19 protein-coding genes are annotated in these 22,705 nt (G+C 54.4%); 9 read left to right on the forward strand and 10 right to left on the reverse strand.

All coding sequences use genetic code 11. The features are described 5' to 3' along the window. The first annotated feature begins 233 nt into the window (after nucleotides 1-233). From AS19_RS07150 to AS19_RS07160, 3 genes are read left to right on the forward strand one after another with little or no spacing between them, the layout of a single operon-like run. A complete protein-coding gene (locus tag AS19_RS07150) occupies nucleotides 234-1,532 on the forward strand; it encodes a TolC family protein (protein ID WP_046961878.1) in 1,299 nt (432 codons plus the stop codon). Then, nucleotides 1,529-2,758 (forward strand): efflux RND transporter periplasmic adaptor subunit, encoded by a 1,230-nt coding sequence (locus tag AS19_RS07155; RefSeq protein ID WP_231860735.1) that lies wholly within the window; start codon nucleotides 1,529-1,531, stop codon nucleotides 2,756-2,758. The genes AS19_RS07150 and AS19_RS07155 overlap by 4 nt, the downstream gene beginning before the upstream one ends. 11 nt (nucleotides 2,759-2,769) lie before the next feature. Next, nucleotides 2,770-5,889 carry an efflux RND transporter permease subunit gene (locus AS19_RS07160; protein WP_046961879.1) on the forward strand — a complete coding sequence of 1,040 codons (3,120 nt, stop codon included), beginning with the start codon at nucleotides 2,770-2,772 and terminating at the stop codon, nucleotides 5,887-5,889. Nucleotides 5,890-6,073: 184 nt separating this feature from the next. On the opposite strand, the gene AS19_RS07165 is transcribed toward AS19_RS07160, so the two are convergent. Both AS19_RS07165 and AS19_RS07170 read right to left on the reverse strand, forming a co-directional pair. Further along, nucleotides 6,074-7,252: a VWA domain-containing protein gene (locus AS19_RS07165; RefSeq protein WP_011588665.1), complete on the reverse strand. Its 1,179-nt coding sequence runs from the start codon at nucleotides 7,250-7,252 to the stop codon at nucleotides 6,074-6,076. Nucleotides 7,253-7,270: 18 nt separating this feature from the next. Further along, nucleotides 7,271-8,113 carry a MoxR family ATPase gene (locus AS19_RS07170; protein WP_011588666.1) on the reverse strand — a complete coding sequence of 281 codons (843 nt, stop codon included), beginning with the start codon at nucleotides 8,111-8,113 and terminating at the stop codon, nucleotides 7,271-7,273. 62 nt (nucleotides 8,114-8,175) lie between these two features. On the opposite strand from AS19_RS07170, the gene AS19_RS07175 reads away from it, so the two are divergent. Next, nucleotides 8,176-9,027: a 16S rRNA (uracil(1498)-N(3))-methyltransferase gene (locus AS19_RS07175; RefSeq protein ID WP_231860736.1), complete on the forward strand. Its 852-nt coding sequence runs from the start codon at nucleotides 8,176-8,178 to the stop codon at nucleotides 9,025-9,027. Nucleotides 9,028-9,130: 103 nt separating this feature from the next. On the opposite strand, the gene rluB is transcribed toward AS19_RS07175, so the two are convergent. The 6 genes from rluB to AS19_RS07205 all read right to left on the reverse strand — a co-directional run bounded on the left by rluB (nucleotide 9,131) and on the right by AS19_RS07205 (nucleotide 14,857). After that, the gene (gene rluB / locus AS19_RS07180) at nucleotides 9,131-9,973 is read right to left on the reverse strand and encodes a 23S rRNA pseudouridine(2605) synthase RluB (protein ID WP_011588668.1); all 843 of its coding nucleotides are present in this window, start codon (nucleotides 9,971-9,973) and stop codon (nucleotides 9,131-9,133) included. Continuing rightward, nucleotides 9,966-10,925 (reverse strand): SMC-Scp complex subunit ScpB, encoded by a 960-nt coding sequence (gene scpB, locus AS19_RS07185; protein WP_011588669.1) that lies wholly within the window; start codon nucleotides 10,923-10,925, stop codon nucleotides 9,966-9,968. Before scpB ends, rluB begins: the two co-directional genes overlap by 8 nt. A gap of 2 nt (nucleotides 10,926-10,927) precedes the next feature. Continuing rightward, entirely contained in the window at nucleotides 10,928-11,914 is a 987-nt protein-coding gene (locus tag AS19_RS07190; RefSeq protein ID WP_011588670.1) for a ScpA family protein, read from the reverse strand. Between the two features lie 12 nt (nucleotides 11,915-11,926). Continuing rightward, nucleotides 11,927-13,141, reverse strand: coding sequence for a tryptophan--tRNA ligase (locus tag AS19_RS07195; protein ID WP_197017555.1), 1,215 nt, complete (start codon nucleotides 13,139-13,141; stop codon nucleotides 11,927-11,929). A gap of 141 nt (nucleotides 13,142-13,282) precedes the next feature. Then, a complete protein-coding gene (locus AS19_RS07200; RefSeq protein WP_011588672.1) occupies nucleotides 13,283-13,906 on the reverse strand; it encodes an L-threonylcarbamoyladenylate synthase in 624 nt (207 codons plus the stop codon). A 114-nt stretch (nucleotides 13,907-14,020) separates the two neighbouring features. After that, nucleotides 14,021-14,857, reverse strand: coding sequence for a PHP domain-containing protein (locus AS19_RS07205; protein ID WP_011588673.1), 837 nt, complete (start codon nucleotides 14,855-14,857; stop codon nucleotides 14,021-14,023). A gap of 223 nt (nucleotides 14,858-15,080) precedes the next feature. Between AS19_RS07205 and AS19_RS07210 the strand changes: the two genes are divergently transcribed. The 3 genes from AS19_RS07210 (at nucleotide 15,081) to AS19_RS07220 (ending at nucleotide 16,834) form a co-directional block, all read left to right on the forward strand. Next, nucleotides 15,081-15,746 carry an inner membrane-spanning protein YciB gene (locus AS19_RS07210; RefSeq protein WP_035460393.1) on the forward strand — a complete coding sequence of 222 codons (666 nt, stop codon included), beginning with the start codon at nucleotides 15,081-15,083 and terminating at the stop codon, nucleotides 15,744-15,746. Continuing rightward, on the forward strand, nucleotides 15,724-16,023 hold the full coding sequence (locus AS19_RS07215; RefSeq protein ID WP_011588675.1) for a YciI family protein: 300 nt from the start codon (nucleotides 15,724-15,726) through the stop codon (nucleotides 16,021-16,023). The genes AS19_RS07210 and AS19_RS07215 overlap by 23 nt, the downstream gene beginning before the upstream one ends. A 148-nt stretch (nucleotides 16,024-16,171) precedes the next feature. Next, a complete protein-coding gene (locus AS19_RS07220; protein ID WP_011588676.1) occupies nucleotides 16,172-16,834 on the forward strand; it encodes a TIGR04211 family SH3 domain-containing protein in 663 nt (220 codons plus the stop codon). A 57-nt stretch (nucleotides 16,835-16,891) separates the two neighbouring features. Here AS19_RS07220 and AS19_RS07225 read toward each other — a convergent pair whose 3' ends face one another. Next, the gene (locus tag AS19_RS07225) at nucleotides 16,892-18,028 is read right to left on the reverse strand and encodes a hypothetical protein (protein WP_186326988.1); all 1,137 of its coding nucleotides are present in this window, start codon (nucleotides 18,026-18,028) and stop codon (nucleotides 16,892-16,894) included. 107 nt (nucleotides 18,029-18,135) lie between these two features. Between AS19_RS07225 and AS19_RS07230 the strand changes: the two genes are divergently transcribed. Continuing rightward, complete coding sequence (locus tag AS19_RS07230) at nucleotides 18,136-19,029, forward strand: acyltransferase (RefSeq protein WP_011588678.1); 894 nt, start codon at nucleotides 18,136-18,138, stop codon at nucleotides 19,027-19,029. A 41-nt stretch (nucleotides 19,030-19,070) separates the two neighbouring features. Then, nucleotides 19,071-21,644, forward strand: a complete 2,574-nt coding sequence (locus AS19_RS07235) for a DUF349 domain-containing protein (protein WP_046961880.1) — start codon at nucleotides 19,071-19,073, stop codon at nucleotides 21,642-21,644. Nucleotides 21,645-22,089: 445 nt separating this feature from the next. Here the strand turns inward: AS19_RS07235 and AS19_RS07240 are convergent, their stop codons facing one another. Beyond that, entirely contained in the window at nucleotides 22,090-22,704 is a 615-nt protein-coding gene (locus tag AS19_RS07240) for a DUF924 family protein (protein WP_035460389.1), read from the reverse strand. Nucleotide 22,705 lies beyond the last annotated feature (1 nt).

The following is a 22,705-nucleotide window of genomic DNA, read 5'->3' on the forward strand; positions in this document are numbered from 1 at the left end:
GCCACAGTAGTGAATGTGAGCAACACCAGTGCTGCCTTCCGCACAGTTCATGCGCTACCCTCGCCCATCAGCCCATAACGCTCAGGCCTGTGCCCGCCAATGAATGGCACAAGCCCTCCCCTGCTCACGCGCGCTCTCTTGTCACGCAGCCTCCTGTGCCACCTCCCAATCGCAACGGATTGATCTGATTTTCGCCGGCGATCTTCGCCGCAATCCGTTATCGGGAGATTTTCATGAAATGCCGAACCTCCGGCTGGCGCCTTGTTGCGTCGTCCTTGCTGTGCCTGTTCGCGCCAGGCCATCTCATCGCGGGTAATACATCGGTGCCAATGGGCACCGAGATTACCCTGCAAGACGTGCTCAGCCGCACCGTAGAGCAGAACCCAGCGCTTGGCGTTTACCCCTATCGGCTCAGGGCAGCGGATGCGGCGGTGCTCCAGTCCAGCCTTGGGCCGCAGCCAGAACTGTCCGTTGAGGTGGAAAATATTGCCGGAGACGCACCATTGAATGGCGTTGAAGGTGCACAAATCACTGTTGCCTTGAGCCAGCTGATCGAGCTTGGCAACAAGCGAGATTCACGTAATGAGGTGGCGACTCGCGCTCTCAATACGGAACAACAGGGCTACGCTATCGCACGGCTCGATGTGCTGGGTGAAGCCGTGACTCGTTACATTGCATTGGCGCGTTTTGAAGAAGAATTGGCACTGGCTGAACGCACATTGGCTTTAGCGGAAAAAGCAAAACAGGCGGCACGCCGTCGTGTTAATGCCGGTGCGGCCTCGAAGGCGGATTTAACCCGAATGACCCTCGCCAGCCGGCATGCGGATATTGCCCGCCGGCGCGCTGATATGGAGCGTGGCCGAGCCAGCCAGCAACTGGCTGCGCTTTGGGGCCAGCAAGGCGCAGATCAACTGCACCCCGCAACCTCGTTGCGGCCGCTTCCCAAGCTTCCACCGCGCGAGCAAATTCTGGACCAGCTGGAGCAGGCTCCGCAATTGCTGCAGCTGGCGAGCGAAACGCGCCTGCATGCGGCCCAGAGCCGCCTGGCCAATGCCCGTGGCAGCCGCGATGTCACCGTCTCTGTTGGCGCGCGCCATGATCGAGTGGACAACAACAATACCCTGGTGCTGGGGTTCTCTGTTCCGCTTGGTCTGAAGAATCCTAACCGCGGCAATATAGCCCGAGCCGAATCACAACTGGCTGCCAGTGAAGCACAGCTACAGGCCCGCAGGATTGAACTGGTGGCAACGCTGGACACCCTCTATCGCTCACTGAATCTGTTACGTGAAGAGCTCGCGCTCATTGATGAGAGCGCCTTGCCCTTGGCCAGACAACTGTATGCAGACATCCAAAAGGGCTATCGCTCCGGTCGCTACAGCCTGCTTGAGCTGATCGATGCCCAGCAAGAGCAACTTAATCTGGAATACCGGGCCATTAACCTCGCCGCGCAGTTTCACCTGCAACGAAACGAACTGGAACGCCTCACTGGCTTGCCTTTTTCCCAGGCTGACGAACAGGAGATTTCCCAATGAAAATGCTAGTAACGCTTTCCACGCTTTATCTCCTGACACTTTCCTCTCTGGTAACCGCCAGTGGTGGCCATGGGCACGGTGAAGACGATCATGACGCACACAAACAAGAAACCACAGGCCCCAACGGCGGGCATTTACTGAAAGAGCGGGACATTACTTTAGAAGTTCTCAAAACCGAAAGTGGCGGCCTGGCCTCGTTGCAGGCCTGGGTCACCCGTGACAATAAGCCAGTGGATGACTTAATCCTTTCTGCCACCCTCACCCGCCTGGACGGAGTACAGAAAAGAGTTACCTTCCAGCAAGACGACCATCACTGGAAGGGAAAGCAAAAGATACAACCGCCCCATTCCTTCGATGTCAGCTTTGATCTGAAGCTGGATGGCGAGCACCATCAATGGCAATGGCCCTCCTACGAGGGCCGCGTGGCCATTTCGGCGGAAGCCGCAGAAAAAGCAGGTATCACCACCAAGAAAGCCAGTGGCGGCGTTATTGCCACGCAAACCCATGCATACGGGCGCTTGGTGATCGCCCCTGAGCATCAGGCTGATTTGCGGGCCCGTTTTCCCGGGCTAATAAAGTCGATAACCGCTTCTGTTGGTGATGCCGTCAGCAAGGGGGAGACACTCGCCGTGATCGAATCCAATGACAGCCTGCGAGGCTACCGCCTGCGGGCCCCGTTCAGCGGTGTTATTCATCAGCGTCATGCTAATGCTGGTGAAGTCGCAGGCCAACAGCCCCTACTGACACTTATCAACAGTGAATCGCTATGGGCGGAACTGACGCTGTTTCCTCAGCAGCGGGCTGCGGTAAAAAAAGGACAAGCCGTCACCCTGCACCTTGGCGAACGTCAGTGGCAAAGCCAGATCAAAAGCCTGGTGCCGGCACCCGATACCGGATCCGTGCCGGCCATGATTGCCCGAGTGTCGCTGGACAATAGCGATGGCCGTTTAGCCCCGGGGGACTTCGTTGAGGCTGTCATCACCACCGGCAACCACTCAGTTCCTCTGCGAGTGGATAACCGTGCCCTGCAGGAAATGGAGGGTAAAACTGTTGTGTTCCTCAATGGCGCAGAGGCGTATGAAAGCCGTGCACTCACTTTAGGCCGGCGTGATAACCGCTACAGCGAAGTGCTCGATGGCCTTAACCCCGGGGATCAGTACGTGGTGGAAAACAGTTACCTGATTAAAGCTGACATTCTTAAAGCCGGCGCGGCTCACCACCACTAAGGAGAATCCGAATGATAGATGCCATCGTTCGCTTCTCCATCGAGAGGCGCATTCTGGTGCTCACACTGATCCTCGGATTAGTGGGCTTGGGCGCCTGGAGTTATCAGCGACTGCCCATTGATGCGGTCCCAGACATCACCAATGTACAGGTGCAGATCAATACCGAAGCACCGGGATATTCCCCCCTTGAGGCCGAGCAACGGGTCACCTTTCCGGTGGAAACCGCGCTGTACGGTTTGCCGAAACTGGATTACACCCGCTCCATTTCCCGTTATGGCTTGTCGCAGGTCACGGTGGTGTTCAAGGAAGGCACGGATATCTACTTCGCCCGCAACCTTGTCAATGAAAGGCTAAGCGCGATCAAGGGGGCGCTTCCTGTGCAGCTGGAACCGAGAATGGGGCCAATGGCTACCGGGCTCGGCGAAATATACCTGTACACCGTGGAAGCCGAAGCCGGCGCTCGCCAGGCCGATGGCAGTGAGTACGATGCCATTGCTCTGCGGGAAATCCAGGACTGGATTATCAAGCCGCAACTGGCCCAGGTGCCTGGGGTGGCGGAAGTAAACGGCATTGGCGGTTACGACAAGCAATACCATGTGCTGCCCTCCCCCAAGCTGCTGTTGCAATTCGGCATTACTCTCGACCAGCTCTCAACCGCCTTAAAACGCAATAACAGTAATCGCGGAGCGGGTTACATTGAACGCAATGGCCAGCAATTACTGGTGAGGACGCCGGGGCAGCTGAAAACCCTCCACGAGATAGAAAATGTGGTCGTCACTGTTCATGACGGCACCCCAGTAAAAGTGAAGGACGTGGCCTCCGTGGCCATCGGGAAAGAACTGCGCACTGGGGCATCGACCCGTGATGGCCGTGAAACCGTACTGGGCACCGTGATGATGCTGATGGGGGAAAACTCCAATCAGGTGGCCCGAGACGTGGCCAAACGGCTGGAGGCGGTTAAACCCTCCCTGCCCGACGGCATCAAGCTAGAAGCGGTTTATGACCGCACCACCCTGGTGGAAAAAACCATTGCCACCGTTCGCACTAACTTGATTGAAGGGGCTTTGCTGGTTATTGCCGTGCTGTTTTTGCTGTTGGGCAATTTCCGAGCCGCCCTGATTACCGCGGCGGTAATCCCCCTCTCCATGCTCGCGACGATCAGTGGCATGGTGAAAACCGGGGTGTCTGCCAACTTGATGAGTCTAGGCGCGTTGGATTTTGGTTTGATTGTAGATGGCGCGGTGATCATCGTCGAAAACTGTATTCGCCGGCTGGCCGAAGCTCAGGGTAAAAACAACGGTGTATTGCCATTAAGGGAACGGATTCAATTGGTCTATGAGGCCACCACTGAGGTTATTCGTCCCAGTCTATTCGGCGTGGCCATCATTACTATCGTGTATATCCCTATCTTCAGCCTCACTGGCGTGGAAGGGAAAATGTTTCACCCCATGGCAGCCACGGTGATGATGGCGCTGCTTGCCGCCATGTTGTTTTCGCTTACCGTCGTACCCGCTGCGGTGGCGGTTTTCATGGGCGGCAAGATCAGCGAGAAAGAAAGCCCGATTATACGTTCCGCCAAGTCCGTGTACCGGCCACTGCTGGAAAAAGCCCTGGTGTTGCGCAAGCTATTAGTCGCTTTTGCGCTGTTGCTGGTGCTGTTCTGTGGCTGGTTGATGACCACTCTTGGCTCAGAATTCATTCCGCAACTGGACGAAGGCGACATTGCCATGCACGCCCTTCGCATACCCGGCACCGGTATCGAGCAATCTGTAGATATGCAGATCATGCTCGATGAGCGCTTAAAGCATATTGAAGAAATCGACAAACTGGTTTCACGGATCGGCACACCGGAAGTGGCCAACGACCCGATGCCGCCCAATGTGTCGGATAACTTCCTGATCCTGAAACCCAAAGACCAATGGCCGGATCCAGGAAAAAGCAAAGAGGCGTTGATTCAGGAACTGTCCAGCGCAGTCCTGGACGTACCCGGCAATAACTTCGAGTTTACCCAACCCATTGAAATGCGCTTTAACGAGCTTATTTCCGGTGTGCGAGCCGATCTTGGCATCAAGGTTTTTGGTGATGATCTGGATACCTTGCGCGAAACCGCCAATGCCATCATGCAGCAGGTACAGTCGATACCTCGTGCCGCCGATGTACGGGTTGAACAGGTGACCGGTCAACCCATGCTCACCGTTGTTCCCGATCGAGAAGCCCTTGGCCGCTATGGTATTACCGTGGATGAGGTGCAACATCTGGTCGCCGCCGGTATTGGTGGCGAACAGATAGGACTGATTTACGAAGGAGATCGGCGCTTCAAACTGATGGTGCGGCTGCCAGAATCACTGCGCCAGGACGTGAACCGTCTACAGCGGCTCCCTGTGTCGCTGCCAGATGGCGGCTACATTCCGCTAAACGAAGTCGCACGGCTGGAAATAAAACCGGCTCCGGCACAAATCAGCCGGGAAAACGGTAAACGCCGAGTGGTGGTCACCGCCAATGTTCGCGACCGGGATCTGGGCAGTTTTGTGCAAGCGGTCCAGCAACGCATTAGTGAGCGGGTAGATCTTCCCAGCGGCTACTGGCTGGACTTTGGCGGCACCTTTGAGCAACTGGAATCTGCCAGCCAACGTCTGTCGCTGGTGGTGCCGGTGACGCTAGCGACCATTATCGGCTTGTTGATTATGGCGTTTGGCTCTGTTCGCGATTCACTGATTATTTTCACAGGGGTGCCGTTGGCCCTGACCGGGGGCGTCCTTGCGCTATGGCTGCGAGGGATGCCGCTATCGATCTCAGCCGGAGTGGGCTTTATTGCCCTGTCGGGTGTGGCCGTACTTAATGGCTTGGTGATGGTGGCTTTTATTCGTGATCTCTGGCAGCAAGGCAATGACCTGCGCCATGCGGTGATCGAAGGTGCGCTGATCCGCTTGCGCCCGGTGTTAATGACCGCCCTGGTGGCCGGCCTCGGCTTTGTGCCCATGGCGCTCAATACCGGCACCGGCGCAGAAGTGCAGCGGCCACTGGCAACGGTGGTTATCGGAGGGATTATTTCTTCAACGCTGCTGACCCTGCTGCTGCTCCCGGTGCTCTATCATTGGGTGCATAGCAAACAGATAAAGATTGAGCAGTGACAGTAACGCGGTGGGGCTCAACTCAAGCGCATTGAGCCCCAGTTTACCGATGAGAGGCTGAGCGAAATCCACTCCACATCAACATAACCATCCAACCCCTTCTATTCCTACAACCGGATAGAACATTGGAATGTGACATGCCTTCGCCGTTGCGCCAAAGGCTTCTCCAGGCGAGGGCAAAGGGTTATTTGCTCAGCTGCCGCATGGCTCTCTCAAGCCCTTCTATGGTGAGCGGGAACATGTTGTGCTCACAGAGTTGCTTGATCCACTGAGTAGAGGTGGTCATCTGCCAAGCACGCTCGGGCTCCGGGTTTAGCCACACCACTTTTTCGTAGGTCTCCATTACTCGTTGAAACCAGACTGCGCCGGCCTCTTCGTTCCAGTGCTCCACGCTGCCGCCTACAGAATTCACTTCATAGGGACTCATGGCCGCGTCACCTACGAAAATCACTTTGTAGTCGCTGCCGTACTTATGCAGCACATCCCAAGTGGAGATTTTCTCATCCCAACGACGGCGATTGTCTTTCCATACGTACTCATAGAGAAAGTTATGGAAATAGAAATATTCCATGTGCTTAAACTCTGCCCGAGCAGCAGAAAATAGCTCTTCACACAGCTTCACGTAAGGGTCCATGGAGCCGCCTACATCAAAGAAAATCAGCACTTTAACGCGATTTTCTTTCTCCGGTCGCATTTTGATATCAAGCAATCCCGCATTACGGGCAGTGGACGAAATGGTATCGTCCATGTCTAGCTCTTCATCGCGGCCGGTGCGGGCAAATTTTCGCAGCCGGCGCATGGCCAGCTTGATGTTACGGGTGCCCAGCTCCACCGAGTCATCCAAGTTACGGAATTCCCGTTTCTCCCAGACTTTCACGGCTTTCTTGTTCCGCGAAGGGCCAGTCATGCGGACCCCTTCCGGGTTTTCGCCGTAACCACCAAACGGGCTGGTGCCTCCGGTCCCAACCCATTTGTTACCACCTTGGTGACGTTTCTCTTGTTCTTCCAGCCGCTTGCGCAGCTCGTCCATGATTTTTTCTAAACTCCCAAGCCCTTTGAGTTTTTCGAATTCCTCCGGGCTCAGGTTTTTTTCCAGCTCCTTGCGCAGCCACTCGTCCGGGATCACCTTGCTGAGCCAGTCCGGCTCCAGGTTTTCTAAACCTTCAAAGTAATTGGCAAACGCTTGGTCGAAGCGGTCATAATATTTTTCGTCTTTCACCATGACCGCCCGGCTCAGCAGGTAAAAATCCTCAATGGAGCCAAACGCAACATGCGCATGCAGCGCATCAAATAAATCCAACAGTTCGCGCAGGGTGACGGGCACCCGGTAGCGACGCAGATTTTCGAAAAAACCAATAAGCATAGTCTGCCCGTGGATCGGTTAGCTTTCGCGGCGATTCATGAACGCCAGACGCTCTAAGAGCTGCACATCCGCTTCGTTCTTCAGCAATGCACCGTACAGAGGCGGCACCGCGCTTCGGGTATCACGGCTATGTAGAATGTCATCCGGAATATCATCAGCCATCAACAGCTTCAGCCAGTCAATCAGCTCGCTGGTGGATGGCTTCTTCTTCAAGCCCGGCACTTTGCGAAGATCAAAGAAGATTTCTAGCGCTTCGCTAACCAAGTTCTTTTTGATCTCAGGGAAATGCACATCGACGATAGCCTGCATGGTGGCCGCATCAGGGAAATTAATGTAATGGAAAAAGCAACGGCGCAGAAAAGCGTCTGGCAGCTCTTTCTCATTGTTGGAGGTAATAATCACAATTGGCCGCTGTTTAGCCTTGATCAGTTCGCCGGTTTCATAGACAAAAAACTCCATGCGATCCAGCTCCTGGAGCAGATCGTTGGGGAACTCGATATCAGCCTTGTCGACCTCGTCGATCAACAGCACCACTTGGCCTTCGTGGGTAAAGGCTTCCCAGAGCTTGCCCTTCTTCAGGTAATTTGCCACATCCTCGACACCTTCGGCACCGAGCTGGGAATCACGTAGACGTGATACCGCATCGTATTCATACAGGCCTTGCTGTGCTTTGGTGGTGGACTTTACGTTCCACGACAGCAGTGGCAACCCCAGAGATTCTGCAACCTGTTCGGCCAGCAGTGTTTTGCCGGTACCAGGTTCACCCTTAATGAGCAGTGGGCGCTTGAGGGCAATGGCTGCGTTCACGGCCATTTTCAGGTCATCGGTGGCCACATATTGGTCAGTACCCTGAAACTGCATGAAATTCTCCAACTGAACAGTTAATCGAACGGGTGATCAGGCGGCACACTCTAGCAATCCGATTGCGCCGAGCAAAGGGCCATAATAGCCAAGCAGACAGTGATTTGCGTCATGCCACGATTCTTCATGCCAGGATAATAGCGAGCCCAGTAAAACCTTTGTTCAGCCGCTTTATCCCGTATGCCATAATCCGCGCCATGAACTTGCTGCTGCTGCACCCCGACCAATACTTACACGGCAATCGCTGGCGTCTCAATACGCGACAACGTAACCATGTATGCAGCGTGCTTAAGCTGGCCGAAGGGCAGCAGTGCCGCGCTGGTGTGCTGGCCGGCAGCACAGGAATAGCCACTATACACGTTATTAAAAACAATGAGATAGAGGTTGAGTTTAAACCAGAATCTAATTCGATTCAGGCGCTACCTCTTTCCTTGCTGATGGCACTACCGCGGCCCAAGATGCTCAAACGCATCCTTATCGACGCGACCAGCCTGGGCATCAAGCGCATCGTGCTGATCAACAGCTGGAAGGTAGACAAAAGTTACTGGCAGACCCCCAATCTGAAAGCCGACTTGCTTCGCGAGAAAATGATTCTGGGGTTAGAGCAGGCGCGCGACACCCACTTACCTGAATTAACACTGGCCCCCCGTTTTAAGCCTTTTGTGGAAGATTCACTGAACGATTGGGCAGGGACAGGCCAGCGTATTCTCGCTCATCCAGGCGATCATCCCGCCCTCCCCTGCAATCTTGCTGAGCCAGTGACGTTGGCGGTAGGCCCAGAAGGGGGCTGGACCGACTACGAGGTAGAGATGCTGCAGCAGCAGGGATTCGCTTGCCGCAGCTTTGGGGCGCGAATTCTCAGAGTAGAGACAGCGTTGCCGGCCCTGGTCGGCCGGCTGATGAGGCTGCCCTAGCAACTTACTCGCAAACGAACCTCGGTGTTTATCGGCAACAATTCGGGTTAGGCTGCAGGCAGTCTCCTACCAAACCAAACCAAACCAAACAGTGCGAAAACCCCTAGCGACGATATGGCCCACGGCGAGCCTTGCGAGGCGGCTTGTTACCACCACGCTGGTGTCGTAGCCGCGCACGGCCATAAAGGCCGGTATATTTCTTGCCCTTGAGGTCCACCTTCTCGATCAGGGCTTTCATTTGTTCTGGTTCCAGCTCCATCCAGCGGCCCTGGCGCAATTGCGGCGGCAATGTCAGATCGCCAAAACGAATTCGCATCAAGCGAGCCACTTCCAAGTCTTGAGACTGGAAAAGCCGACGGACTTCCCGGTATTTACCCCCAGTAAGAGTGGCTTTGTACCAGTGGTTAGCACCTTCCTCAGCGCCACCAGCGTCCTCGATACTATCAAATTTAGAAACGCCATCCTCCAGTAAAACGCCATCAAGCATGGCTTGACGTTTTTCCGGAGTCATAACACCGCGGACCCGCACTGCGTATTCGCGTACGAAACCGTTGGAGGGGTGCATCAGACGGTGGGCAAGTTCGCCATCGGTAGTGAACAGCATCATACCGGTAGTATTGATGTCCAGCCGCCCCACCTGCACCCAGCGCATACCTTGAAGTCGCGGTAGGTTATCGAACACCGTTGGGCGCCCTTCAGGATCATTGCGCGAACATACCTCTCCCGGTGGCTTGTGATACATGATTACGCGCTGAACGGTGTCTTCTTCGGTCTTCACTTTAATAATCCTGCCATCTACACGTAGGGTATCTTCACTGCCAACCCGGTCACCCAAGGTCGCAACAGTCCCATTGACCGAGACGCGACCGTCACTTATCCAGGTTTCTAGCTCCCGGCGAGAACCCAGCCCGGCGCGAGCCAGGACTTTCTGTAATTTTTCACTCATGCGGCGTTCGGCTTCCCTCTGCGCTGTCGTTCGATGTTTGCTGCTGATCTGAAGCGCCCTCGCCCTCTAGCGAGACATCATCATTATTGTGTGCAGCGTTGGCCGATTCTTTGGGATCAGTATTCACGGCAGCACGGTTATCATTATCGGCAGAAGCTGGGTCATTCTGCTCGCCTTGCTTACGACGGAACTCTTGCTCGAAACTAGCGAGTACCGAGTCAACTTTGTCCATGCTCATCTGTGTGGAATCATCGATTTCCGGTTCAGGCTCGAAGCCGGGAATATTCCTCTGATCACCAGGGATCGGTGCTTCGCACTCGAGGAAATCATCGTCATCAATGTCGCCTTCCGAGGCTTCGTCAGCATCGCCTTCGCCCGCCTTGCTGGGGGGCACATCAGTCAGGGGTAGCTCTTCATTAAGCTTATCCAAATCACGGATTTCCGCGAGGGACGGCAAATCCTCAAGGCTCTTGAGATCGAAATAGTCTAAAAATTGTTTGGTGGTGGCAAACATGGCCGGACGCCCGGGTACATCACGATGACCGACCACACGCACCCAATTTCGCTCCAGCAGACTCTTAACGATATGGGAGCTTACCGAAACGCCTCGAATTTCTTCAATTTCGCCACGGGTAATCGGCTGGCGATAGGCAATCAGGGCCAGAGTTTCTAGAATCGCCCGACTGTAGCGTGGAGGTTTTTCCTGCCACAGGCGGCTTACCCAAGAGCCCAGCTCAGAACGGGCCTGGAAACGGAAACCAGAGGCCACTTCCTTGAGGAAAATGCCCCGCCCTTCATATTCTTCGCCTAGCTGCTCAAGGTACTTAGACAATTCAGCTTTGCTTGGCCGATCGTCTTCATCGAACAATGCCAGCATACCATCACGGTCCAGCGGCCCTTCGGCCACAAGGATAGCAGCTTCAACAATTCTTTTTATTTGCTCAGCGTCCACGCTTACCCCTTGGTTCCATCATGCGTATCGTCATTCGCGTCATCAAGGGACCCTATATGACGTTCGTGGGCATCGGGTTCATCCTCAAGTTCAAGGCCGGCCAGCAAGTCGGATTCTTCCAATACGAGGGTTTTCGCCTTTACATGAATCGGCGCAAACGACTCCGTCTGAACAAGCTCTATCAACGCCCCTTTAACCAGTTCCAAGGTGGCAAGAAAAGTGACCACAACACCAAGCTTGCCCTCTTCCGGGTTAAAAAGCTCAATAAAGGGCACAAATTCCCGCCCTTTTAGCTTGTCCAGTACATTGGCCATGCGCTCGCGGGTGGATAGCTTCTCCCGGGAAATCTGGTGGCTCTCAAACATGTCAGCCCGGTGCATCACTTCCTTCAGCGCCAGCAGTAACTCGCGCATGTCCACATCCGGCTGCGCTTTTTCGCGAGTGTATTCCGGGCGTTTGGCCTCGGCAGGAAACACATCCCGCTCTAGGCGCGGTAATTGATCAATGTCTTCTGCGGCTTTCTTGAAACGCTCGTATTCCTGCAAGCGGCGAATCAGCTCTGCGCGCGGGTCTTCACCTTCCTCTTCTTCTTCGGCCTTAGGGCGCGGCAGCAGCATTCGCGATTTGATTTCGCTGAGCATGGCGGCCATGACCAGATACTCTGCGGCCAGCTCGAAGTTCATGGCCTTCATGAGCTCCACGTACTCCATGTACTGGGCGGTAATGGTGGCCACGGGAATATCAAGAATATCGAGATTCTGACGTTTGATAAGATAGAGCAATAAATCCAAGGGGCCTTCAAAGGCCTCAAGAAATACCTCCAGAGCATCGGGCGGAATGTAGAGGTCATCAGGCAGTTTGGTAATGGCCTTGCCGTATACTAGGCCAAAGGGCATTTCCGCCTGACTGGGGTGTAAAGGGCCAAGCAAACCCGCAGGCTGATCTGATACCTGATTGTCTTCTGCCGTTTGTTCGACCGCTTCCGTCATGCTTAGCTCCGCCTAGCGGTAATTCAGCCCCATGACTGATCGCACTTCTTCGAGGGTTGCTCGAGCGGCTTCGCGGGCTTCCTCGCAGCCTTCTGCCACGATGGTGCGCACCAAGTCTGGATTACGTAGATGCTCTTCCGCGCGCTTACGAATAGGCTCCAATTCTTCCTGAACCGCTTCAATAATTGGTTTTTTGCAATCTAGGCAGCCAATGCCTGCACTGGTGCAACCCTCACGCACCCACTGGCGTGTGGTGTCGTCTGAGTACACCATGTGGAACTGCCATACCGGACAATTATCTGGGTTGCCAGGGTCGGTACGCCGCACTCTCGCGGGGTCCGTTGGCATGCGTCGAATCTTGCTGTCTACATCAGCAGGCTCTTCTCGCATGCTGATGAAATTACCGTAGGATTTGGACATTTTTTGCCCATCCAGGCCGGGCATTTTAGATGCCTGCGTTAACAATGCCTGGGGTTCTGGCAGGATCACCTTGCCGCCACCTTCAAGGTCGCCAAACAAACGTTCTTTATCACCGAGAGTAATATTCTGTTGACTGTCCACCAGAGCTCGAGCGGTTTCCAACGCGGCTTCGTCGCCCTTCTCCTGATACTGGCGGCGATGATTCAAGTAAATCTTCGACTGTTTCTTGCCCATTTTCTTGATGGCGGCATCCACAGCTTCTTCGAAGCCCGGCTCCCGACCATAAAGATGGTTAAATCGTCGAGCCACCTCCCGGGTTAACTCCACGTGCGCCACCTGATCCGCGCCCACCGGCACTTGGCCAGCGCGGTACGCTAAGATGTCCGCAGATTGCAGTAAAGGATAGCCAAGAAAACCATACGTGCTGAGATCTTTCTCTCGTAACTTTTCTTGCTGGTCTTTATAAGTCGGTACCCGTTCTAGCCAGGACAACGGTGTCATCATCGACAGCAACAAATGCAGTTCGGCATGCTCAGGCACTTGGCTCTGAATAAACAGCGTGGCTGACCCCGGGTTAACACCGGCGGCGAGCCAGTCAATCACTAGGTCCCAGACATGCTGTTCGATCTGGTGCGGGTTTTCATACTCGGTGGTGAGTCCGTGCCAGTCTGCTACAAAGAAGAAACACTCAAACTCATGCTGCAGACGTGCCCAGTTTTTCAACACGCCATGGTAGTGCCCCAGATGCAAGCGGCCTGTAGCGCGCATGCCCGAAACAACTCGCTGGGAGGGAACCACGGAACTCAAAGCCAACTCCTTATACCCAATAGGTGGCATTCCATTGGGAATGCTGCGGGGAAAGCCCACGATTATACGGTGAACCTCGCCGTGAGGGACAGCGACTTGTCAATGACTGCTCAAACCATGAGCAAATCACAACTATTTTCGCTAATAGATGGCGTCGATTGGCCCCGCCCCTTCACGCACGACCTCTGGTCCCTCACCTTGGGACAAGGAAATCACCGTGGTCTCCACCGTGCCACAAAAACCACCATCGATAACCAGATCCACATGGTGGTCTAGGAAATCACGGACATCCTGGGGGTCGGTGAGCGGGAACTCATCGTTTGGCAGGTGGCATGTTGAAGTCATGATCGGCTCACCATGCTCAGCCAGCAAAGCTTGGCAAATAGCATGATCAGGGACACGGATGCCAATGGTGCGTTTCTTGGGATGCATCAGACGTCGAGGAACTTCCGTCGTTCCCTGCAAGATGAAAGTATAAGGTCCTGGGGTGTGCGCTTTGAGCAGACGATAATCAGGGTTATCTACCTTGGCATAGATTGCCAGGGCTGAAAGGTCATGGCACAACAAGGTAAATTCGTGCTTTTTGTCCAGCTGACGAAGCCGAATCAGGCGATCAAGAGCGTTTTTTTCGCCAATGCCACAACCTAGCGCATAGGTTGTATCGGTGGGGTAGGCAATTAGCCCGCCACCGCGGATAACCTCAACAGCTTGGCGAATCAGGCGTGGTTGAGGTGTTTCAGGGTGGATATATAGCGTTTCAGTCATGGTGACAATTCTGAGGGCCACAGCAGAGAGGCGCAAGCCGCTTTGGAGATAAATCTGCTGAGCTGAATCTTATCTCATTCATCCAAAGGGGCTGCGTACTCCAGTGAATACGGCTCAGTAACGGCCCTCCCAGACCGGAGTGGCACCCGCAGGGACCGGTGGCAGCCTGCCCAGAGCCAACCAGCGCTGCTCTGGCGAATGAAAATCAGAGCCTGCAGACACCTTTAGGTCGAAATGCTGCCAACACTCATCGAGCAATGCCTGCTGGTGGGGCGTCAATCCTGGCATGGCCACTTCCAAGCCATCACCGCCGCCAGCTTTGAACTGGCCGAGAAAGTGCCTTAACCGCTTGCGGGTCATATTGTAGGCATGGGGGTGGGCGAGCACTGCCGTTCCGCCTGCAGCATGAATCGCGTCAATACCCTCTTCCAGAGTGCACCAAGGCGTGGCCACAAAGGCCGACTGCCCCTGTTTGAGGAAGCGATTAAAAGCATGACGGTGGTTTCGAACCCGTCCGGTCTGCTCAAGTAATTTGGCAAACCAAGGGCGACCAGGGGCATCACTACTTGCCAATTCGCAGGCGCGCTCATAGCTGTTAGCCAATCCGGCAGCCTTATCCAGCCGGCGACCAATTTCACGGGCTCGATTGATGCGGGCTTCATTTTGGGCGCTGACCCGCGCCTGTAAAGCAGCACTAGCCACATCGACCCACAAACCTAGAATATGGAATTCCCGGTTGTCATGGCGAACGGACAATTCGATACCATTAATCAAGGTTAGCCCCCGCGCCTGCGCTGCCTGGTGGGCTTCTTCCAAGCCGCGAAGCGTATCGTGATCGGTCAGGGCCAGGTGCGTCACCCCATAGTCTGCGGCCCTCGCCACTAGGTCAGTGGGCGACAAGGTCCCATCGGAGGCTAGGCTGTGGCAGTGCAGATCAAAACACGCGGTCATAAGGACTGTTTATCAGGTTGTTTTGCGGATTGTGTGGCGGATACCGGAACCGCCGTGGAAAAATCGGGTCGATTACGCTACCACAGTAAGACGAAAAATAATGCAGGGCGGCAGGGTGAATTGCCTGCCTGATGCCGTTACCATCGTTGCCCTGTGAATGGCTGGTCGTGCCACCATATCATTCGCATTCTGCTACCGCACGGCACAGGATAAGGCGCTGTTAATGAAGCAACTACTTGATTACCTTCCGGTAATTGTCTTTTTCGGGCTCTACTTTCTCAGCGGCCGGGATATCATGCTCGCCACTTGGGGCATCCTGATTGCCACGACACTTCAGGTCACTTTAGGTTGGCTGATCTGGCGCAAAGTGCAAAAAATGCATTTGATCGTCTTCGTCATCACCTTGATCTTCGGCTCAATGACCCTGTTTTTTAATAATGATGTCTTTATCAAATGGCGTCCTTCCATCATCAGTTTCACACTGGGTGGCGTGCTGCTGCTGGGCCATTTCCTGCGTGAGCGCAATCTACTCCAGCGTTTATGTGAGTCGTTAATGGTGTCTGGCCTTGGCTTTGTGGTGGCGCTATCGCGCAAAGACTGGTCTTTTCTCAATATCGCGTTCGTACTTTACTTTGTTTTTATCGGTGCACTTAATCTGTACATCGCCTTCAACTTCAGCACCGACTTCTGGGTTAACTTCAAATTATTTGGCTTTACTGCCTTGCAAATAATCTTCTATATCAGCATGTTCGCCTATGTATTTAAGAAAATGCCTGAAGAAGATCGCAAACGGATAATGAAACAGGAAAAACCAGCTGGCCGGAACAATCAGCCGCCCTCCTCCGACAACGACAAAAAGGAAGACCATGCTGTACGCGATCATCAGTGAAGATAGCCCGAACTCCTTGCCGTTACGGCAACAGGCCCGCCCTGCTCACCTAGCAAGATTGGAATCCTTACGTGATCAAGGTCGACTGGAACTGGCTGGGCCTCACCCAGCCATCGATAGCAACGAGCCCGGAGAAGCAGGCTTTTGCGGATCACTGGTTGTTGCAGAATTTGAGTCGCTGGCCGATGCCCAAGCCTGGGCGGATGCAGATCCATATATCGATGCTGGCGTCTATGCCAACGTTGTTGTGAAGCCCTTCAAGCGCGTTCTGCCCTGAATCGACGGCACACAGCAGGCTGACAGATCCTGGCAATTTGCCTTTTTTTACAAAGACACCACGGTCAGCGCGGCGAAATGTGATTATGGTAGCGCCGCTACCCCAATGACTTCTTTAGACTGCGCGGCCTGACTTCAAGGAGTGACCGATGCTCGCTAGATTATTCTGTGTACTGGCTCTGCTGGGCGCATCCAGCTCTGCCCTCGCCTCTGCGGCTTGGGTAGATGACAGTATTTATGTGCCCATTCGAGCCGCTGCAAACCCCAGTGGCCGTATCCTCCACCGCGGCATCAAAAGTGGTACCCGTATTGAATTTCTCGGATTCGAAGGTGACTGGGCAAAAATTCGCTATGGCGACACCGAGGGATATATCGGTAAACAGTATCTGAGCCAGAGCCCCACTGCCGCGATTCGTCTCGAGCGCGCCACCCAGGCCAGCGAGCAAGCCAAGGCCGAAGTGGCGAAATTGCGCACCCAGCTGGCCCAAATCAAGGGCGAGCGAGATGCCCTGTCTGAGCAATCCAGCGAGCTGAAGAATGCTCTGAGCTCACGCAGTAATGAGCTGGAACAGCTACAGGAAGTAGCCTCTGATCCAATTCGCCTAGATCAAGCCAACCGCCGCCTGAACGAAGAACTCAGCCTACTTCGCTCCGAGCTTGACCAAGTTAAGGGTGAGAACGTAATGCTGCGAAATAATAACACTTCGCAACAGTGGATCACCGGTGTGGGCATTCTGATTGCCGGTTTAATCGCCGGTGTACTAATGCGCTCACGTTCTGGCCGTCGCCAGCGAAGCGGCTGGGCAAATTAAACCAATGCGGCCCGGGCAATCCGGGCCGCATATCCCTTCTTCCACCAGCAAGACCGCTTATTTCGGATTTTCCCAAACCGGCAGTCCGGCCTGAATCTCTACTCTCAGAACAATACCCGCAATGCCTTCATAGCCTAGTGAACGCGGCCAAAATACATACGGCTCTATTTCATAGAAAAACCAAGGGCGCCAGATGCTCGTTCGGAAACGTACGCTGGTTCGCCAAGTTTCAATGGCCGCAATGGGGTCGGTAAACCCGTCAAAGCCCACGGAATAACCAATTCCCGATTGCTTACCCAGGCGCGTATAAAGGCTCACGGCCTGATTGAAATACCAGTCACGATTCAGTGCGTTATTTTCTTCTGTCAGCTCATATTCACTACTGAAGCGAATGGTAGACAGTTGCGTCAGTGGCCGATCCAGCTCAAACAGAGAATTAATCCCAAAGCCTTCTGGGTCTTCCCAGTAACCTTTCTGGGTAAAATGGAAATACATGTTGCTGCCAGGCAAAGGGGTGCGCCAGCGATACCGGGCCCGCACGAAAGCGGTGATTTCAGAACGCAACCCTGCATCCAAATCTAGATTCATGCGATCGGGCATCTTGGTGACCCAACGCAACGCCGCGCGGAAGCCACCGGAGTCATTGCCTACATCTTCTGGTCGGCTGTCTAGATCATTGCTTAGGTCGTTACCGGCATCATCGTCATTCTGGAAGAGCAGACTTAACCGCTCTTGAGCATTGGGCAGTTCCACTCTGGCGCGAATTTTTATTTCGCGCCCATCATCATCGTTGTCCTGCCAACGGCTGGCACCAATGATTCTGAGCTGGGTGCCGGGCTGCTCCTCATCAATTTCATTGGACCCGATAAAGAAACCATCCACCCAGCGAGTCGGCCCACACACCGTGCGCGACATCCAGTCATGGGTTCTATCCACCCAACCGGTTTCACCGGAAAGATGGCCGCACGGGTTTGACTCCAACGGCCTCGGGGGCGACTCGGAAACGGGTTCGGTCAGACTTTCTTCGGGCAAGCCCCCAGCGCCCTGCACGGCAACAGTTTGCTCAGGATTGCCGTGCTCTGTTTTCTGGGCGTAGCTCGGCAACGAGGCTGCGGATACCCAAAGCAGAAGCAAAAAAGCCAATAAACGTCGTGCCATTATCCCCATGAGCGCAGCATAGCTGCGTGAAGTCATATGCGAAATCCTACAGTGACAAATGGGCATTTGAGCGAAACAGACACGAGACAAGGCGTTTACCATTGGGTAGCATGCCCATTCACGTTGACTGAACGAAACGCGCTATGACCATTTGGCACAAAATCCGGGGTATCCTTGCCCTTATCGGCATCCTGATCAACACCTTTTTACTCTGTCTACCATTGTATGCTTTCGCTTTATTGAGGTTAGTGCTTCGCTTCGAAAAGGCACAGATTCTCTTGTCCCGAATCCTCGTGGTCATTGCAGAAACCTGGATTGCCAACAATAACGCCATTATTGCATTGACCAGCCAGATAAAGTGGCGGATCAGCGGCATGGATGCGCCAAGCAAAGATCAGTGGTACCTGGTGACCTGTAACCATCAGTCCTGGGCGGACATTCTCGTGCTGCAACGCATATCCAATCGCCAGATACCCTTTCTAAAATTCTTTTTGAAACAGGAATTAATCAAGGTCCCCCTACTTGGTTTAGCCTGGTGGGCGCTAGACTTCCCTTTTATGAAACGCTACAGCAAAGCTGAGCTGGAAAAGAACCCATCACTAAAAGGCAAAGACCTTGAAACCACACGCAAGGCCTGCGAAAAATTTGCGTATTTCCCTACATCAGTGATGAATTTCTTTGAAGGCACCCGCTTTGATACAGAAAAGCAGGTAAAGCAAGGCTCACCATATCGCCACCTACTGAAACCCAAGGCCGGCGGTGCTGCCTTTACTCTCAATGCCATGTCCGGGCATTTGCGAAATCTGCTTGATGTGACCATTATCTACCCCCCGGGCACACCTCGCTCGTTGCTAGCCTTCCTTGGCGGCGCAATGGACGAGGTTGAAATCGTTGTGCAGCAACGCGTTATTCCCGCCTGGGCCTCAGAGGGCAACTATGAAGACGACGCGGCATTCCGCGCACGTTTTCAACAATGGATTGGCGAACTCTGGGCCGAAAAAGACGCATTATTGGAAAGCAAAACGCCGCACGCTTGAGAAATCTAGCGTCGGGCATCTGGCGCATTTTGAGACTTTATATGTTTGGCCGATTCCTAAAACCCCGCTGGCAACACGCCAAGCCCGAGATTCGACTCAAAGCCATTGAGCAGCTTGACCACAGCAACGATGCCGACCTGCTTCATCAACTGGCACGAGGCGATGCCAGTGCGTTAGTACGCGCTGCAGCCACCGCTAAGCTCACTGATTTTGCCGCGCTAGACGAAGTCCATCAGCGTGATGAAACACCATCCGTTCGTGAAGCGGCCTCCATGCGCATTATGTCGTTGCTAGCAGGCACCACGGATGACTCACCCAACAGCGACACTCGCCTTCGCCTGATTCGCCTTACCGATAATCAGGACGTGCTTGCCCATGTTGCGGCTCATAGCCCGGACATGCACAGCCGCATGGCGGCCCTTGAACGGCTCAGCGACGAAGCCGTACTCTACCAGTTGGCCCTGGATGCCCCCACGCAAGCCCTGCGTGTTGCTTGCGTGCAGAACATCAGCTCTCTCTCCCTGCTCAAACGCCTAGCTAAACACGGTCGCGACAAGCGGGTTACTCGTTTGGCTCGAGATCAAGCCCGTGAGCTCCAACAACAACAGCAACAAACTGAGAGGGAAACCGTTAAGGTCTACCACCTTGCAGACCGCCTGGAGCAGCATGCCCGACGGCGCGTGGATGCCCTTTACGGACCCCAGCTGGAGCAGCTAGAACAGCAATGGCGACAGCTTTCACCCCAAGCCTCAGCGGATATTGCCTCACGGATCCAACAAGCGCTGCATCAATGTCGTAACCAGCTGACCGAATCGCAAGAGCAGACACGCCAACAGGCTCTTGCTGAAACCGCTAAAGCAGAGCGTGAAGCTGCCGCCCATACTCTATTTCAATTATTGAGCCAAGCTACGCCGGAAACCTGGGATCATCACTTAGGCGAAATGCGCTCAGCATTGGCGACTCAGCGTCGCCGCTGGAATAGTGCGGACGAACACGCTCAGGCGCTCGATCAAGACCGCATGGCGTTCAACGATTTGGTGACCGCGTTCGAGCAACTGCTCACACTGGCCACCGACATCAATGCCGCAGACTCACAAGAAACATTGACAGAATTAGCAACACGCTGGCCGAAAGAGTACCAGCCGCCATCCGCATTACTCGCACTGCGCACCCGTAAAAAAGACGATACTGCTGAAACAGCCGAGCCCGAGCGGGCCAAGCCTGCACAGCCACACAGAGGTCTATTAGTAGCTCTCAAACGAGAGCTTCGCCAGGGTAACCTGCGCCATGCGAACCGCCTTTGGCATAGGGCTCAGACGATTATCGACACCCACAATGACGATGCTCTTAGTGCCGAATTAAGCAAATTAGCCGCGCGCCGGGCGGAATTGCAAGACTGGCACCGCTTTGCCGCCGAACCGAAAAAAGTGGCGCTGTGTGAGCAAATGGAAGCCCTTGATGGCACCACCATGGATGCCCCCGAGCTTGCCACTGCCATTCAGGCTCTCCACGACGAGTGGCGCTCGCTGATGAGTTCGGACCAAGATGAGGACCAGTCTCTCTGGGCCCGATTCAAAGAAGCATCCGATAAGGCCTACCAGCCTTGTCGTGCACATTTTGCTGAGCTGGATGCTATCAAGGCCAGCAATCTGGAAAAGCGTCAGACACTTTGCCAACAACTGGATAACTTTATTACCGTGCAGAACTGGGAAAAAGCGGATTGGCACGGCGTCTGGCAAATTCGTCAGCAGGCTCCCAAAGACTGGAAGGCCCTGCACCCCATTCGCTTTACCGATGCACGGGATATTCAGAAACGCTTTTCCGCTCTGCTGGCCCAGCTCGACGAACAGTTAAATGGCTATATTGAGAAAGCGGAGAACGAACGTAAACAGTTGCTTGATCAGGCTCGTGCTCTAATGGAGCTTGATGATCCCCAACAGGCAACCCGCGAAGCACAAGCCATCCAGAAACGCTGGCGACAATCAGCCTGGCTACCTCCCGCACAGCACAGGGCTTTGCAAAAGCAGTTTCGTAAAACCATGGACGCGCTTTTCGATGCTCGCAATCGGGATATGGCCGCCCACCGAAAACGGCAGGAACAAGCGGGACAAACACTGGCCACACATATCAGCGCGCTTGAAGACTGCCTGGCTCAACCTTTCACGGACGACAGCGCAGACAATTTGAGCCGCGCATCGGCCGCAGTGGATGAACATCTTGGTGGCGAGCTCCCGCAACCCTTGGTTCGCAAAGCTCAACAGCTCAAACGCCGCGCCAGTGAACGCCTCCAGCAACTCAGCCGCTGGCAACAGTGGCAGCAATTGCGCAATGCCGTCGCGGGCTTGCCGGAAACTGCCGGAAACGAGGAAAGTGACGATGCCCTCACCTTAGCGGTGGCCTTTGAAGCCTTGGCCGGCGTGCCTAGCCCAGAACTAGAGCGCCAGCGTCGCTTGCAATGGCAACTAGAGCAGCTACCCGGAGCGATGAAACGACAGCAGTTTGACGCCCGAGAAGAGATGCAGCGATTGCTAGCAGACCACGCGTTGCCGGTGTCTACTGCGATCAAGGCACGGCTACATCATGCCATCGCAGTGCTGGAGCCGGGCAATGCGTAATCGGTTACCTCGACCTAACCGCCCTTTTAAGGACTGAAAAGACAGCAATGGTTCCGCCCCTAACTCGCAGGCGTTCCCATGGGTTGTTTCGCGAATGATGTTCGTAAGCTGAAAGGTCCATGGGGCTACATTGTTATGATCGCCATTATTCATAGGCCATCATTTCAGTAGCAGCCACCAGCCCTGTTGGCCATTGTAGATGCCAATGGTCGTGACCACGCTGAGTCGAAACGATGAGGTGTGGGGCAGACAAGGTGGCAGAAATCGAGTTTGCGCGTTCAAAAAAAGACAGGGCTGCGCTTACAGATACCATCATCGACGATATTCGTGCGCAACCTGACAAGGGTAAGCACCTGCCCACCTAGCCGGTGGAGATGGTTGATACAGCAAGAGCCGTCTTGAAGAGGCGATAGAGTCGATACAATTCTGCGAAACCCGGTCGCCCCTACTGCCCAAAACCTGAGCTAGTTTCCAAGAAACGCAGCTCTTGTACTGTACTGTCCCGGCCAAGCGCCCGGTTTCGGTGCGGGAAACGCCCAAACGTCTGTATTATCTGCAAGTGCTGTCGGGCTGACTTCAATGAGCCGTCCACATGATGTGCCAATGGCTGGGGGGCATGTGCTTGGATCACTTCCAATGATGTGAGGCATTGCTCTTGCAAACCTTCATCTTCGGCATGCATCAGCGGCATAACAAAAAACACCTGCCCACACAGGGGTAGCTTGCTGTGCATCTGGCGCGACAGCCCTTCGATGGCCAAGGTGGCCGCCCGATGATCGCCACTAAAAGCCTCAGCCTGCCCTCGATAAATATTGCGCGTAAACTGATCCAGCAAAATGATTAGCGCCAACCGACCAGCAGGATTGCGCTCCCAGTCAACCAGCTCTTGGCGTAGCGCAGCTTCCACCAAAGCCCCAAAGTGATACTCAATTTCTGCGTCATCGCCTGCGGTCGCCGCGAACCACTGCCTTGTCACCTTGCCTGATGGCCAGCCTAGCTCCATGCCATCCTGAAACCAGTAGTCCAGTATTCCCTGCCATGAGGTCCCCAGATTCAACATG

The sequence above is a fragment of the Alcanivorax sp. NBRC 101098 genome, assembly GCF_001010505.1.
Classification (GTDB): Bacteria; Pseudomonadota; Gammaproteobacteria; order Pseudomonadales; family Alcanivoracaceae; genus Alcanivorax; species Alcanivorax borkumensis.